The sequence below is a fragment of the Mycobacterium sp. E1715 genome (genome assembly GCF_001667625.1).
Lineage (GTDB): Bacteria > Actinomycetota > Actinomycetes > Mycobacteriales > Mycobacteriaceae > Mycobacterium.
This window is the reverse complement of record NZ_LZJJ01000084.1, coordinates 1-14,430: the sequence shown is the minus strand read 5'-3', so window position 1 is coordinate 14,430 and position 14,430 is coordinate 1. Positions and strand designations below refer to the sequence as shown.

Here is a 14,430-nt window from a genome sequence, read left to right as displayed (position 1 = left end):
CGCCCAGCCTGCGCAGCGGGTCGAGCGCCGCCCGCCACCCGCGGTGTCGCCAGCGCGAGCCGGCCAGCGCGAGGCCCATCAGCGCCATCGCGAACGCGGTGAAACCGAACAGCAGCGTGTACCAGGTGGCAGTGAACCCCAGGAAGAGTCCGGCGGCGATGACCGCGGCCCAGCCGCGGTGCGGCTCCGCCGGCGCCTCGAGCGTCACGCCAGCGTGGCCATGGGCGTCCGGCGTCACGCTGGCGTGACGCTCGGGGGGATCCCACCGGCCGCCGGCGCGCAGGCCCGACCACGTCAGCACAAGCACCGGCGGCAGCAGCACGGTGATCATCGCCGCGTACGGTTCGGGCGAGCCGTAGGCCAGGGTCGCCGCCGCCGTCGCGGTGGTGACGATCAGCGCGTATTCGAACCGGACCATCCGCCACCACAGCACCAGTGCGACGGCGACCGCGATGGTGATCGAGGTGATGGCCCAGGGCTTGTAGACCTCCCAGGCCGGTGTCCCGCTCAGCGCCGCGGCCCGCCCGCCGATCCAGAACCAGCCGGGCGGGTAGAACGGCGGCAGCCCGATGTAGGTCATGTCGCGCAGGGCGGGGCTGTCGGCGAGCCGGGTCAGGTACTCGGTGCGGAACTGCTGGTCGACGGAAATGCCGAACAGGTACAGCTTGGTGGCCCCCAACGGCATGCCCAGCGTCACGACGGTGAACGCGGAGACGAACGCCAGCCCGCCCAGCCGCGCCGGCCACCGCCACCGCCGCCACGCCCAGCCCGCGCCGACCAGGCCGGCCAGGCAGCCGACCTGGCCCACGGTGGTCAGCGCGTGCAGCTGATTCGATGACGGAAAGGCCGGCCACTGGACGCGAGAGATGGCGACCAGCGAGACCACGGCGACGATGACGGCCACCGCGGCCGCCAAAGCCATCTGGCCGAGGCTGGCCAGCGCGTTACGCATGATCAGATGGGCAGCTTGCGGAAGATGGGCCGGGGGATGTGTCGCAACACCATCATCACGTACCGGAATGCTCCTGGCGCCCAAACCAATTCCTTACCCTTTGCGGCCGAGGTCACCGCGAGGTTGGCGACGTACTCCTTGTCCACCGTCAGCGGGGCTTCCTTGACGTGCGCGCTCATCCGGGTGCGGACCTGGCCCGGGCGGATCACCAGGACGTGAACCCCGTACTCGCGCAGCGCTTCTCCGAGACCCAGATAGAAGCCATCCAGTCCGGCCTTGGTGGAGCCATAGACGAAGTTCGATCGTCGCACCCGCTCCCCGGCGGCCGAGCTCATCGCGATGATCTGGCCGAAGCCCTGCGCGCGCATCTTCTCGCCGAGCAGCACACCCACCGAAACCGCTGCGGTGTAGTTGATTTCGGCGGCCAGGACGGCCTTGCGCTGATCCTGCCACAGCTCCTCGGCGTCCCCGAGGATGCCGAACGCGACGATCGCCACGTCGACGTCGCCATGGGCGAACGCCGCCTCGATGGTCTTCGGATGGCTGTCGGGGTCGGTGGCCTCGAAGTCGATCAGCTCCACCGACCGCGCGCCCGCCGCCTTCATCTGGGCGACGGCGGCGTCGCGGCCCGGGTCATCGGGCATGGCGGCCAGCACGATACGGGCGTGCGCGTTCTGCAGATAGCGCTCGCAGATGGCGAGCCCGATCTCGGAGGTCCCGCCGAGCAACAGGATGGTCTGCGGGTTTCCCACAGCGTCCAGCACCATTTACAACAGCTCCAAACGTCGGGCCATGTCGGAGGCGAACACCCCGGCGGGGTCCACCTTGCGGCGCACCGCGATCCACTCGTCGATGCGCGGGTACATGGCGTGGAAGGTCTCGGCGCTCGCGCGGGAATCTTTGGCGGTGTACACCCGGCCGCCGAATTCCAATACCCGCCTGTCAAGTTCGTTGAGGAACTCGTTGATCCCCGGCTTGTTGGGGAAGTCCATCGCGACGTTCCACCCGGCCATCGGGAAACTCAGCGGCGCGCGGTTGCCCGGGCCGAAGAGTTTGAACACGTTCAGCGCCGAATAATGGCCGCGGGTCTGGATCCAGCGGATGATGGCCTTGAACTCGTCCATCGCGTCCGGCGGAACCAGGAACTGGTGCTGCGCGAAACCCATTGGGCCGTAAGCGTTATTCCAGCCGTTGACCAGGTCGAGCATGTGGTAGAACTGCGACAGGTTCATGATCTTGCCGGAGTAGGTTCCGCCCAAGCGGTAGTACACCTCGCCGATGGCCATGAAAGACAGCTTGTTCATCGCGCTGACCGGAAATATGTTCGGCACCGTCAACAGCTGGGGCGCATCGAATTTCAGCGGATTTTTGGCCAGCTTCTCGGGCAGTTGGTCCAGCTTGGCCAGGCTGCCGCGGCTGACCGCGGCCCGGCCGAGTTTGGGCGGTGGGCTGATCAAATCGAACCAGGCGCTGGAGTAGGTGTAGTTGGCCTCGCTGCCGTCGAGGTGAACGGCGACCGTCTCGTCGAGGTCCTTGGTGGCCACACCGTCGGCGATGAAATACGCCGTTTCGGTCGGCGTCATCTCGATGGTCGCGCGCAGCACGATCCCGGTCAGGCCGTTGCCGCCGACGGTGACCCAGAACAGTTCGGCGTCCTCACCGTCGGGGGTGATGGTGCGGACGGTGCCGTCGGCCATGAGCAGGTCCATCGAGCGCACGTGGTTGCCGAAGCTGCCCGCGCTGTGATGGTTCTTGCCGTGGATGTCGCAGGCGATCGCGCCGCCGACGGTGACCTGACGCGTGCCCGGCAGCACCGGCACCCACAGCCCGAACGGCAGCGCCGCCTTCATCAACTGGTCCAGACTGACGCCGGCGTCGACGTCGACCAGCCGGGTGTCGGCGCTGATCGAGTGGATGCGGTTCAGCGGGGTCATGTCGATCACCAGGCCGCCGCCGTTTTGGGCGTTGTCGCCGTAGGACCGGCCCAGGCCGCGCGCGATGACACCCCGTCCGTTCGGTCCGCCGGATTCGGCTACCCGGGCGACGGCCTTGGCGATCAGCTCGGGATCTCGGGTCGAGAGCACCTCGGCCACCGACGGCGCGGTGTGGCCAAAGCCCATCAGCCGGGTGGGGGTGGTTCCAACGTCGGTGCTCAACATCGTCAAAGAGGGTACCGCTTGCGCAACTGGCTCAGCGGATGCGGAAGATAACGGCTCGCTGCACGATGAAGTTGATGACCGTCGCGGTGCCCTGCGCGATCACGAACGCGACGGGTATGGCCCACCCGCGGTAGTGCATAAGCGCAAGGCACAGGTGGTTGAGCCCGACCTGGACGGCGAAGGTGACGGCGTAGAGGATCATGACCGCGACGAACCGGGCGGTGCTGGGGGCGGCTTGGAAAGTCCACCGGCGGTTGATCAGGTAGGCGGTGATGGTGCCGACGACGAAGCTGGTGGCCTTGGCCAGGTCGACTTGGACGCCCACCGCCTTGTACAGGGCCAGGTACAGGCTGAAGTCCACGATTCCCGCCAAGCCGCCGGTGACGACGAAACGCATCACCTGTGTCGTCAGGCTCAACTGTGGGCTGGGCGGGGCGGCATCGGGCGGCGGGGCAACCATCGGGGGGAGTCTATCCGGGCCGGCGGGCAGGCGGGCCGCGCCGGGGACGCTACGGGACGCTCTAGCGGGGCAGCTTGACCGCGATCAGCTCGACCTGATCCTCGCCCTGCGGCGTGGAGTAGGTCACCGTGTCGCCCGCCTTGTGTCCGGCTAACGCCTGGGCCAGGGGGCTGCGCGCGGTCAGGGTCTCACCTTCCCGGCCCACCGGCGTCTCTTCCACGATCGAGATCACCTGCATGGTGACCACTTCGCCGTCGGAGAAGCGCAGGGTCACCTCGGTGCCACCGGGCAGGGTCTCCGACGCGTCGGCCTCCGACGGGCCGGTGCGCAGCCGGCGGTCCAGCTCGTTGATCCGGTCGCTGAGGCCCACCAGCTCCTCGGCGCGCTGGATCGCCTCGGCGGCGTCGCCGTGATCGCCCACCATGCCGCGGTCGTTGCGGACCTCGACCTCGAGGCGGTCGCGCCGCTGCCGTAGACGGTCGAGCTCCGCGGCCAGGCTCTCTTTTGCCGCGTCCGCCACTGATTGGGCTTTCTTAGCCACTTCCGTCGACCTTTCGCCTGCGGCCAGTTGGTTTCGCCGATTATTCATTCATACGCCGCAAATCCGCGCACACGCTTTTGTGAGAAAGCCCCGAGGCCGGCCGGACAGGGTCCGGAGGCGTCGCTTCGCCGGCTCGCACACCGGCGGGTTCGTTGCAGTGCGTCGTGGAGATTTCGTGGACGGCGGTCCACCCAGCGCTGGCTTGCCCGGGTGCGGCGGGGACCTCGGGAATCCGACCGCGCCGCGTGGCCCTCACGGCCAAGTAACCTTGCGGCACAGAGGATTTCAGTACGGCCGCCGCGTTCGGGTCCGATGCCTGGCCGTGCTTCGAATTGTCGTGCAAGTCAATTGGCTTCCAGTTTCCGTACCGAAGGAATCTTTTGGCGAGTTTTCTATGACCATCGTCCGAATCGGCGATAGGATTTTGTTCGCTACGGGGTTCACTGACTGAGGTGTTCGAAGAGGGCAGGCCATGGACTTTGGGTCGCTACCCCCCGAGGTCAACTCCGGGCTGATGTACACCGGTCCGGGATCGGGCCCGCTGCTGGCCGCGGCGGCAGCCTGGGACGCGGTAGCCGCAGAGCTGGAGTCGGCGACCGCGGGCTATTCCTCCGAACTGGCGGGCTTGACCGGGCTCTGGTTCGGGCCGTCGTCGATGGCGATGAATGCCGCGGCCGCACCTTATGTGGCATGGTTGGCCGCCGCTGCCGCCCAGGCCGGGGTGACGGCCACGCAGGCCTTTGCGGCGGCCGCGGCGTATGAGGCGGCATATCTGATGACGGTGCCGCCGCCGCTGATCGCGGAGAACCGGGCGCAACTGATGGCGTTGATCGCGACGAACTTCTTCGGGCAGAACACGCCTGCGATCGCGGCGACCGAGGCCGAGTACATGGAGATGTGGGTCCAAGATGCGGTCGCGATGTATGGGTATGCCGTCGATTCGGCGGCCGCCAGTGCCTTGCAGTCGTATAGCGAGCCGCCGCAGACGACCAACCCGGCGGGCCAGAACGCCCAGGGCGGCGCGGTAGCCCAAAGTGCTGCGAACACCGCGGGATCCCAGACGCAGTCGGTGATTCAGCAGCAGCTGACCTCGATCGCGACCCAGCAGCTGACCCCGACGACGGACACGCAACAACTGACCTCGACCGCGGCAACCCAGCAGCTGAGCTCGGCCGCGGAGAGCCAGCAGCTGGGCATGCCCATCGCGACCCAACAACTCACCCCGACGGTTTCGCAGCAGTCCGTCACGCCGACGTCGACCGCGCAGTCGGTTACGTCGACGGCGACCACGCCGCAGTCGGTTACGCCGACGTCGACCACGCAGTCGGTTACGCCGATGGCGACCACGCCGCAATCGGCTGCGCCCGCGGCGACGTCACAATCGGTCACGCCCACCGCCTCCACGCAATCGGTTGCCCCCGCGGCGACGTCACAGTCGGTCACGCCCGCCGCCACCTCGCCGCAATCGGCCGCCCCGGCGGCGTCCACACAGTCGGTGGCGCCGGCCGCGTCCCAGCCGCCGCTGTCGATCACCCACGTCATCATCAACGGCGTCGATCCGATCGACCTTCAGGGCACGATCCTGAACGGCCAAGTCGTCGAAGTCACCGCGGGCAATCCTGCCGTCACCCTGCCCGGCCAGACGCTGACCGTCGCCAGCGGCGGGCAGCTCATCATCGATGCGAACGCCAGCTACACCGACACCGGCACCCTGGCCATCAGCTCCGGCGGCGTGGTCACCGACAGCGGCACTCTGACCGTCGGCTCCGGCGGCATCCTGACCGACAGTGGCTCTCTGACCGTCAGCTCCGGCGGCGCGCTCACGGTGAGTACGGGCGGCGCCGACACCGGCTTCCTCTCGGTGACCGGCGGCGGCACGCTCACCGTCAACGGCGGCACGGTCACCGTCAACTCCGGCGGCGTCCTCACCGTGGGCACCACCACAGCCAACAGCGGCACCCTCACCATTACCGGCGGCGGCACCGTGTCCGACGGCGGGACGCTCACGGTCAACAGCGGCGGCGCCCTCAACGTCAGCACCGCGACCACCGGGGACACCGGCAGCCTCACGGTGACCGGCGGCGGCAACCTGACCGACACCGGCGGCAGTTTCACGGTCAACAGCGGCGGCACGCTCAACGTCAGCAATGCCACCGTTACCGGTGACACCGGCAGCGTCACTCTGAGCGGCACCACCCTGACCGACGGCGGGACGGTCAACGTCAACAGCGGCGGCACGCTCACCGGCGGTGTGGGATTCAGCGAGGGCGACATCACCGTCACCAGCGGCGGCACCCTGAACGTCAACAGCGGCGGCACTGTTGCCCTCAACTTCGGCGCCCTCACCGTGGACTCCGGCGGCCAGGCCTTCGACGGCGGCGCTATCACCACCGGCGCGCCCGGCACCGCGGGTGGCCTGGAGGTCTACGGCAATCTCACCGTCACCCAGGGCGGCAGCCTCACCCTCAGTTCCAGCTGCGACGCCGATATCTGGACCGGCGGCACCCTCGCCGTCAACCAGGGCGGCCAGGTCACTGCCGCCGGCGGCAATCTCATCTTCAACGGCGGCAGCCTGGTCGACAGCGGCACCGTCACCGTCAACGGCGGACAGTTCGCCGCCGGCGGCGGCACCGTGACCGTCAACAGCACCGGCGTCCTCACCTTTAACGGCGGCCAGTTCGGCCTCAGCACCAGCACCGTCAACGACTCCGGCGCGATCACGCTCAACAGCGGTACCTCCGTGCAGCTCTTGGGCACCAACACCATCACGGTCAATAGCGGCGGCACGTTCACCAACGGCATCACCCTCAACCTTCCGGTCAACACCACCATCAGTGCCAGCGGCGGGACCGTCGAAATCAGCAATGGCGGTGCCCTCACCATCCCGTCCGGCAACACCCTCGCAGTCACCCAAGGCGGCGCGCTCACTGTCGACAGTGGCGGCAGTCTGACCGTCAGCCACGGTGGTGCGGTCACGGTGGGCACGGCCAGCACCAACAGCGGCAGCTTCACGGTCGGCGGCACTGCGTCCGACGCCGGGACGGTCACGGTCGGTCACGGCGGCACGGTCACCGTCGGCACGGGTGGGACCAACACGGGCAGCCTAACCGTGACCGGCGGCGGCACCCTGTCCGACGGCGGAACGGTCACGGTCCACAGCGGCGGCACGCTGACCGTCGGCACGACGACGACCGGGGACACCGGCAGCCTTACCGTCACCGGCGGCGGCAGCCTGTCCGACGGGGGCACTCTCACCATTAATTCCGGCGGCACCCTCAACGTCAGCACCGCGACTACCGGTGACACCGGCGGCCTCACGATTACCGGTGGCGGCACTCTGTCCGACGCGGGGACGGTCACGGTCAACAACGGTGGCACGCTGACCGTGAGCACGGGTGGCACCGACACGGGCAGCCTGACAGTTGGCGGCTTCCTGAAAGACTTCGGCACGGTCGCCATCAACACCGGCGGCACTATCACCGATAACACCGGCGGCAGCGTTTTCGTCTATTCCGGTGGCACCTTCACCGACGCCGGCACCCTCAACCTGAATGGTGGTGCCCTGACCCTCTCCGGCGGCACCCTGGACGTGGCCAGCGGCGGGGTTGTCAACGACGCCGGCTCATTCTCGGTGGGCAGTGGCACCGGCACGCTGACCATCGACAATGGCGGCACCTTCACGGTCGAGAACGGCGGCTACCTGCTCAGCAACCCGGGCACCATCACCGACTCCGGCTCGGTGGTTGTCGACAATGGCGGCTATGTGGGCTTCGCCAACAGCAGCTTCAACGTCACCGACGGCGGCTCGTTGACCATTCAGTCCGGCGGCGTGTTCAGCGACAACAGCGCCATGACGGTGACCTCCGGCGGCACGGTGACCGACTCCGGTGCGTTGACGGTCCAGCCGGGCGCCACGCTGACGATCAGCCAGGGTGGTACCGACACCGGCAGCATGACGGTGACCGGCGGCGGCACTCTGTCGGACAGCGGGACGGTCACGGTCGGTCATGGCGGCGCCGTCACCGTGACCGGCGGCGGCAACCTCTACGACGCCGGCGCTGTCACCGTGAACCAAGGCGGCACCCTGACCGTGAGCACGGGTGGCACCGACACTGGCACCCTCACCGTCTACACCGGAGGCTCCGTCACCGACGGCGGCGACGTCATCGTCAACGCCGGCGGCAACCTCTACAACAGCGGGGCTTTGACGGTCACCGACGGCGGCACGCTGACGGTCAACAGCGGCGGCAACGTAGTCGACTACGGCGCCTTGACCGTCAACTCGGGCGGCACGCTCACCGACGCCGGCACGTTCCAGGTCGACTCCGGCACGATGACCATCGACAACGGGGGCACGGTCACCGTCGACAACGGTGGCGTCTTCTCCAACTACGGCACCCTTGTCGATTCCGGCACGCTGACCGTCGACAACGGCGGGCACCTCTACACCATCGATCCGATGACGGTCACCAACGGCGGCACACTGACCGTCGATCAGGGCGGCACGCTGTTCGACTACGGACCCTTGACGGTCGACTCGGGCGGCACCCTGACCGACAACGGCACCCTGACCATCCCTCAAACGGGCAGCCTGAGCGATGCGGGCACCCTGACCGTGGGCCCCGGCAGCACCCTGGATGACTACGGCACCCTGACCGTCAGCAGCGGCGGCACCCTGACCGACTCCGGCAGCATGATCGTCTACTCCGGCGGGACCCTCGCCGACAACGGCACACTCACTGTCAACGACGGCGGCAGCTTGGGGGTCTTCTCGGGCGGGACCCTCACCGACAGCGGCACTCTCACCGTCGACGACGGCAGCTTCCTCGGTAACTTCGGCACCACGACGGTCGATGCGGGCGGCACGCTGACCGTCGAGCACGGCGGCTCACTGGGTAACTTCGGCGGCACGATGGAAGTCAGCAGCGGCGGCACAATCAACGTCAACTCCGGCGGCACGTTCACCGAGGGCGCGGCGCTGACGATCGACCACGGCGGCGCATTGATCGACAACGGCACGCTCACCGTCAGCCCCGGCGGCGTGGTCAACGACGCCGGTGCGTTCTCCATCAACTCCGGTGGTGTGGTCACCATCGACCCCACCGGTGTCATGAGTGTCACCGGCGGGACGTTGACGGTCGACGACGGCTCCTATTTGATCGTCCACACCGGGGCCACCGTGCCGCTGAACCAGGGCGGTGCGCTGATTATCGGGCCCCACGAAATGGTCACCATCGGTCAGGGCGGCTCTTTCACGCCCAACGGCCTCGTCGGCCAGGTAATCATCAGCCCGGCGGTGCCGCCGGGCCCGGTGCCTCCGGAGGCGATCGCCGGCGCGGCCTCACCCGGGCTGTCGGGGACCTCGGGTCTGTCGGGTCTCTCGGGAATCCAGTCTCAACGGGACACCAATGGGATGCTGGACATGGATCTCGACGACCTGTCCAACGTGTTGTCTGACGACCTCACCTTCACCGGCGACTAGTGCTGCAGCACAAGCGAATTCATGAATTACCTGATTCGGAGTTCGTCGCGATCGGCGGCGCGGCGGTTTCGTCGTCGTAGTAGTCGACGGTGCCCCGCAGGGCGTCGAAGATCGCCCTGCCCTGGGCGACCAGCCCGCTGGCCACCTCGGTGAGTCCCTCGGCGCCGTTGAGCACGGTCACGTTGGCGTTGGCGAGCCCCCGCGCCGCCTTCTCGACGATCTCGGGCAGCTGATCGATCAGCGCCTTGTCCAGGGCGACCCGGTTGTGCGACGCCGCCGCCTCGGCCTGGATCTTCATCTTCTCCGCGTCGGCGACGGCCAGGATCCGCACGCGTTCGGCCTCGGCCTCGGCGGGCTTGACGACCTCGGCGACCAGCTCCTGCTGGCGCAGTTCGGCGGCGCGCTGGGCCAGCTCGGTGCGCATCTGCAACACCTCGCGCTGGGCCTCGGCCTCGGCCAGCGGGCCGGCCTGGGCCGCCTCGGCCTGCGCCTTGTCGACCTCGGCCTTGTACTGCGCCTTGACGATCGCGGTCTCCCGGGCGAATTCCGCCTGCTTGCGCTGCGACTCCTGCTCGGCTTCGGCGGCCGCCTGATTCGCCTGTGCCTGGGCGATCTGCGCCTGCTGCTGGATGGCCGCGTTGTGCGGCGCCGACATCGCGTTGATGTAGCCGAGCCCGTCGTCGTCGATGGACTGGATCTGCAACGCGTCGACCGTGAGGCCGATCCGGGCCATCTCCTCCTTGGAGCCGTCGAGGACCTCGGTCGCCAGCTTCTGGCGTTCCCGGATGATCTGCTCGACGGTCATCGAGCCGATGATCGATCGCAGGTGGCCGGCGAAGATGCGCCCGGTCAGCACGGACATCTGGTCCTGTTCGGACAGGAATCGCTGCGCGGCGCTGATGATGCTTTCGGTGTCGTTGCCGACCTTGAAGGCGATCACCGCACGGACGTTGAGCGTGATGCCCTGCTGGGTCACGCATTTCTCGGCGACCTCGGCCTCACACATGGCCAGCGTGAGGAAGCGGGCCTTGCGGAAGAACGGCATGATGAAGGCGCCGTGGCCGGTCACGACGCGGAAGGGGGCGTTGCTCTTGCTTCGGCCGCCGGAGATCAGCATCGCCTCGTCGGGGGAGGGCACTTTGTAACCGAGCATCGGAACTCCTTTTGGGTTTCGCTGTTGTATCCCGGGCGATCCGGGTCGTCAATTCAGATCACGCGAGTTCGTGCCAGGGTTCGACGGTTACCGTCCGGGCTCCCCTGACCTCCACCACCAGCACCCGTGCGCCCTTGGGCAAGGGGTCGTCGGACCACGCCAGGAAGGCCTCCTTGGCGCCCCGCACGGTGACCAGCACCTCGCCGGCCCCGCGGTCGCCGCGGGTAGCCACGGTCAACGTCCCCACGCAGCCGATTGCCGAGGCGTCGCTCACGAACGCATACTCCCGCATCGGGATTGCAGGCGTCGGGTTTCGTCTAAACGGGACCCGCGGTGAGGGTAACGACGTTGTTGCGGCTCTCCCGGGCCTTGATCCGGGAAACCCAGACGCGGCCACCGGTCGCCCGCGCGACGATGCTTTCCACCGTCTCGAACGTCCATGCGGCCGTGCCCGCCATTGCGGTGTCGTCCATGATCCGCAGGTCGATGACGCCCCGGTCGGCCAGCAACTCGAACAGGTCGCGTTGCGGGTCGTCGACGGCGATCAGCGTGGTGTGGTCGAACTGGTCCCGCAGCGCCGTCTTGACCTCGTCCAGTGTGACTTCGTCGATCACCGCGTCGGTCCCGGCTTCGGTTTCGGCACAGGCGAATTCGATGTCGAAGGCCCGTTCATAGCCGTGCAGGAAGAAACGCTTGCCTTGGTTGGCCCACGAGCGGTGGCAGCAGGGCAGGTTGTCGAACAACCTGCGCAGGTGGAACCTGGCCGTGCGACCCAGCGGGGCGTCGGCACGGTGGATCGTGGCCACGCGGGCCCCATCGGCGAAAACGGTGTTACGCATGGTGGTCAGCGTCCGGCGCCGGCCTTGCGGGATTCTCCATGGATTCTTGGAGCGCCAACGGCGGCCTATCGTGGTGATATGAACGTCGGTCCGGGAACGAGGTCGACAATCGCCGCGGCCATGCTGGCCGCCGCCGCGCTGCTTTCCGCGGCCCCGGCGGCCGCCGACCCGTCCGACGACGCCTTCCTGGGCGCCCTGGCGGACAACGGGATCGTCGTGAACGACCCGATCACCATGGCGCGCTCGGTCTGCGCGGGGCTCGACAGGAACCAGAAGACGAGCGTCGTGGCGATGAAGGTGATGAAGGACACCAGTCTTTCGGCGCGCCAAGCCGGATTCTTCGTCGGGCTCTCGGTGTCCGCCTACTGCCCGCAGTACAAGGGGCAGACGGACGGGTCGTTGGACTGGCTGAATCCGCTGCCCCCGCTTATGTGAGCTGAGCCGCTAGACCCAGTACGGGACGCGGGCGCGGTACTGCCGCATCGCGAACGCCGCCAGCACCCAGCCGACGGCGGTCAGCGCGGCCACCACGGCCCAGTGCCGCAGCTCCTGGTGGGCGCCCAGCAACGGGGCCCGCACGATGTCGAGATAGTGCAGCAGCGGGTTGAGTTCGACGATGCGCGACCAGCGCCCAGCGCCCTGCTGCCGCAACGTGTCGTCGTTCCAGATGATCGGCGTCATGAAGAACAGCAACTGCACCACCGAGAACAGCAGCGGACCGATGTCGCGATAGCGGGTGGCCAGGATGCCGAAACACAGTGACACCCAAATGCAATTGAGCACGATCAGCCCGAGCGCCGGGATGACCGACAGATCCGCCCACGACCACGGCTTGGGGTAGATGACCGCGATGACCGCGTAGATGACGATGTTGTGCGCGAACAGGATCATCTGCCGCCACACCAGCCGGTAGACGTGCACGGACAGCGGGGTGGGGAGTTGCTTGATCAGTCCCTCGTTGGCCACGAAGACGTCGGCACCCTCCAGGATGGCCGCGTTGATCAGGTTCCAGACGATCAGGCCGAGCGTGACGTACGGCAGGTGCACGGCGAGCTCGAGGTGAAACAGCTTGGAGTACAGGCCGCCCATCGCAACGGCGGTGGTGCCGGTCGCGATGGTGATCCAGAACGGGCCCAGCACCGAGCGGCGGTAGCGCTGCTTGATGTCCTGCCAGCCCAGGTGCAGCCACAGCTCGTGCCGGCGGAAGCCGGCGACCAGGTCGCCGCGGGCGCGGGTGAAGGTCCGCGACTGGGCGGCGGCGTCCAGAAACGTCATCGCGATCCTCCAGGTTCCGACGGTGGCGACCCGCTTCGAGGTTTGCCGAACTGTTCGCGACGGCCCAAGCGCCGCAAGCGAATCCACTCAGCGAGGCCCTTGGGATCGCGGCGGGTCACCACGAAGTACCAGCCGAACCGAACCCACTCCTGGAGCTGCAGCTTGCGCAGGCCGGGCTGCGACAGAAGGTAGCCGCGGTTGCGGTAGGTGTAGAACCGCTTGGTGGGGTCGTCGGGGTATTGGGTGTGCATGCGTCCGCCCAGGATCGGCCGGAATTCCGCCGAGCCGCAGGGGTGGAGGTAGATCGCGTCCAGGCAGGTGCCGAACGGCAGGCCCGACCGCACCAGCCGGCGATGCATCTCGACTTCGTCGCCGCGGATGAACAGACGCAGGTCGGGAACGCCGATCGCCTCGAGCGTGGCCGCCCGGAACAACGCACCGTTGAACAGAGACGCGATTCCGGGCAGCAGGTCCTGTCCGGCCTCGGTGCGCAATTCGCTTGCCCGCCTGCGCCATACCAGCCCGCGGCGCAACGGAAATGCCAGCCGCTCCGGGTCGTCCATGTTGCACACCATCGGCGACACCTCGGCCAGGGCGTGCTTTTCGGCGCACGCCAGCAAGGTGGCCAGCACGCGCGCGTCCTGCGGCCGCCCGTCGTCGTCGGCCAGCCACACCCAGTCGGCGCCCTGCGCCAACGCATGCAACATGCCCAACGCGAAACCGCCTGCGCCGCCCAGGTTTCGGCGCGAGGGCAGGTAGGTGGTCGGGATCGGCTGGCCGGCCACCAGGTCGCGGACCCGGCCGTCACCGCCCCCGTCGTTGTCGACGACGATGAGGTGGTCGGGTACCCGGGTCTGGCTGCTCAGGGTGCCCAGCGATTTGGCCAGTTCGTCGGGACGCCGGTGGGTGACGACGACGGCGAAGATGGAGTCACTCATCCCCGGACGCTCTTTGTGCCAGCGGATTGTCCGCCGCCGTCTCGGCGAGCACCTCGCGCACGTGCCGGGCCGCGTCCTCGCCCTCGTAGGCGCGCACCACGTCTTCGATGCCGCCGGACATGCGGATAACGCCGTGGTCGATCCACATCGCCGTCTTGCACAGCCGGGCGAGGAATTCGTTGGAATGGCTGGCGAACACCAGGATTCCGGACCTCTCCACCAAACTCTGCAACCTGGATTGCGCCTTCTTCATGAAGTCGGCGTCGACCGCGCCCAAACCCTCGTCGAGCAACAGGATTTCGGGGTCGATGCTGGTGACCACGCCCATGGCCAGCCGCACCCGCATCCCGGTGGAGTACGTGCGCAGCGGCATAGACAGGTAATCACCGAGCTCGGTGAACTCGGCGATCTCGTCCACCTTGGCCATCATCTGCTTGCGGGTCTGCCCCAGGAACAGCCCGCGGTTGGGCGAAGGTCACCGGCCGGGTCGCGCCCATCTTCGATCTGGGCGTCGGCATGGATCCCGAGATCTCCGGCTACGAGAACATCATCATCCGCGGGCTGTTCCTGGGGCAGACCCGCAAGCAGATGATGGCCAAGGTGGACGAGATCGCCGAGTTCACCGAGCTCG

12 protein-coding genes and 2 pseudogenes are annotated in these 14,430 nt (G+C 67.8%); 3 read left to right on the top strand and 11 right to left on the bottom strand.

Features of this window, described 5'->3' with window-relative positions:
* The 5 genes from A9X03_RS04715 to A9X03_RS04695 form a co-directional block, all read right to left on the bottom strand.
* Nucleotides 1–952 (bottom strand): arabinofuranosyltransferase (locus tag A9X03_RS04715; RefSeq protein WP_197696013.1); only part of this gene is annotated, 952 nt, incomplete at its 3' end.
* Nucleotides 953–954: 2 nt separating this feature from the next.
* On the bottom strand, nt 955–1,719 hold the full coding sequence (locus tag A9X03_RS04710) for a decaprenylphospho-beta-D-erythro-pentofuranosid-2-ulose 2-reductase (RefSeq protein WP_067781744.1): 765 nt from the start codon (nt 1,717–1,719) through the stop codon (nt 955–957).
* Nucleotides 1,720–3,111, bottom strand: coding sequence for an FAD-binding oxidoreductase (locus A9X03_RS04705; protein WP_067781741.1), 1,392 nt, complete (start codon nt 3,109–3,111; stop codon nt 1,720–1,722).
* Between the two features lie 31 nt (nt 3,112–3,142).
* Nucleotides 3,143–3,508 carry a GtrA family protein gene (locus tag A9X03_RS04700; protein ID WP_156675592.1) on the bottom strand — a complete coding sequence of 122 codons (366 nt, stop codon included), beginning with the start codon at nt 3,506–3,508 and terminating at the stop codon, nt 3,143–3,145.
* A 124-nt stretch (nt 3,509–3,632) separates the two neighbouring features.
* Nucleotides 3,633–4,112 (bottom strand): GreA/GreB family elongation factor, encoded by a 480-nt coding sequence (locus tag A9X03_RS04695; protein WP_067759364.1) that lies wholly within the window; start codon nt 4,110–4,112, stop codon nt 3,633–3,635.
* Between the two features lie 472 nt (nt 4,113–4,584).
* Here A9X03_RS04695 and A9X03_RS30765 point away from each other — a divergent pair, with 472 nt between their 5' ends.
* Nucleotides 4,585–9,594: a PPE domain-containing protein gene (locus A9X03_RS30765; RefSeq protein WP_068259888.1), complete on the top strand. Its 5,010-nt coding sequence runs from the start codon at nt 4,585–4,587 to the stop codon at nt 9,592–9,594.
* 19 nt (nt 9,595–9,613) lie between these two features.
* Here the strand turns inward: A9X03_RS30765 and A9X03_RS04685 are convergent, their stop codons facing one another.
* From A9X03_RS04685 to A9X03_RS04675, 3 genes are read right to left on the bottom strand one after another with little or no spacing between them, the layout of a single operon-like run.
* Nucleotides 9,614–10,747 carry a flotillin family protein gene (locus A9X03_RS04685; RefSeq protein WP_068259885.1) on the bottom strand — a complete coding sequence of 378 codons (1,134 nt, stop codon included), beginning with the start codon at nt 10,745–10,747 and terminating at the stop codon, nt 9,614–9,616.
* A 58-nt stretch (nt 10,748–10,805) separates the two neighbouring features.
* Nucleotides 10,806–11,021 carry a hypothetical protein gene (locus tag A9X03_RS04680; protein ID WP_082950091.1) on the bottom strand — a complete coding sequence of 72 codons (216 nt, stop codon included), beginning with the start codon at nt 11,019–11,021 and terminating at the stop codon, nt 10,806–10,808.
* Nucleotides 11,022–11,064: 43 nt separating this feature from the next.
* A complete protein-coding gene (locus A9X03_RS04675) occupies nt 11,065–11,586 on the bottom strand; it encodes a 6-carboxytetrahydropterin synthase (RefSeq protein WP_067760622.1) in 522 nt (173 codons plus the stop codon).
* A gap of 78 nt (nt 11,587–11,664) precedes the next feature.
* Here A9X03_RS04675 and A9X03_RS04670 point away from each other — a divergent pair, with 78 nt between their 5' ends.
* Entirely contained in the window at nt 11,665–12,021 is a 357-nt protein-coding gene (locus A9X03_RS04670) for a DUF732 domain-containing protein (RefSeq protein WP_067760624.1), read from the top strand.
* A 9-nt stretch (nt 12,022–12,030) separates the two neighbouring features.
* On the opposite strand, the gene A9X03_RS04665 is transcribed toward A9X03_RS04670, so the two are convergent.
* The 3 genes and pseudogenes from A9X03_RS04665 to A9X03_RS04655 all read right to left on the bottom strand — a co-directional run.
* Nucleotides 12,031–12,861 (bottom strand): ABC transporter permease, encoded by an 831-nt coding sequence (locus tag A9X03_RS04665; RefSeq protein ID WP_067760626.1) that lies wholly within the window; start codon nt 12,859–12,861, stop codon nt 12,031–12,033.
* On the bottom strand, nt 12,858–13,799 hold the full coding sequence (locus A9X03_RS04660) for a glycosyltransferase (RefSeq protein WP_067760628.1): 942 nt from the start codon (nt 13,797–13,799) through the stop codon (nt 12,858–12,860). Before A9X03_RS04660 ends, A9X03_RS04665 begins: the two co-directional genes overlap by 4 nt.
* A pseudogene (locus A9X03_RS04655) lies at nt 13,792–14,262 on the bottom strand (ABC transporter ATP-binding protein); the annotation flags it as partial. The gene A9X03_RS04660 and the pseudogene A9X03_RS04655, both read right to left, overlap by 8 nt.
* Between A9X03_RS04655 and A9X03_RS30760 the strand changes: the two are divergent.
* Nucleotides 14,259–14,430, top strand: a pseudogene (locus A9X03_RS30760) (ABC transporter ATP-binding protein); the annotation flags it as partial. The pseudogenes A9X03_RS04655 and A9X03_RS30760 sit on opposite strands and share 4 nt — an antisense overlap.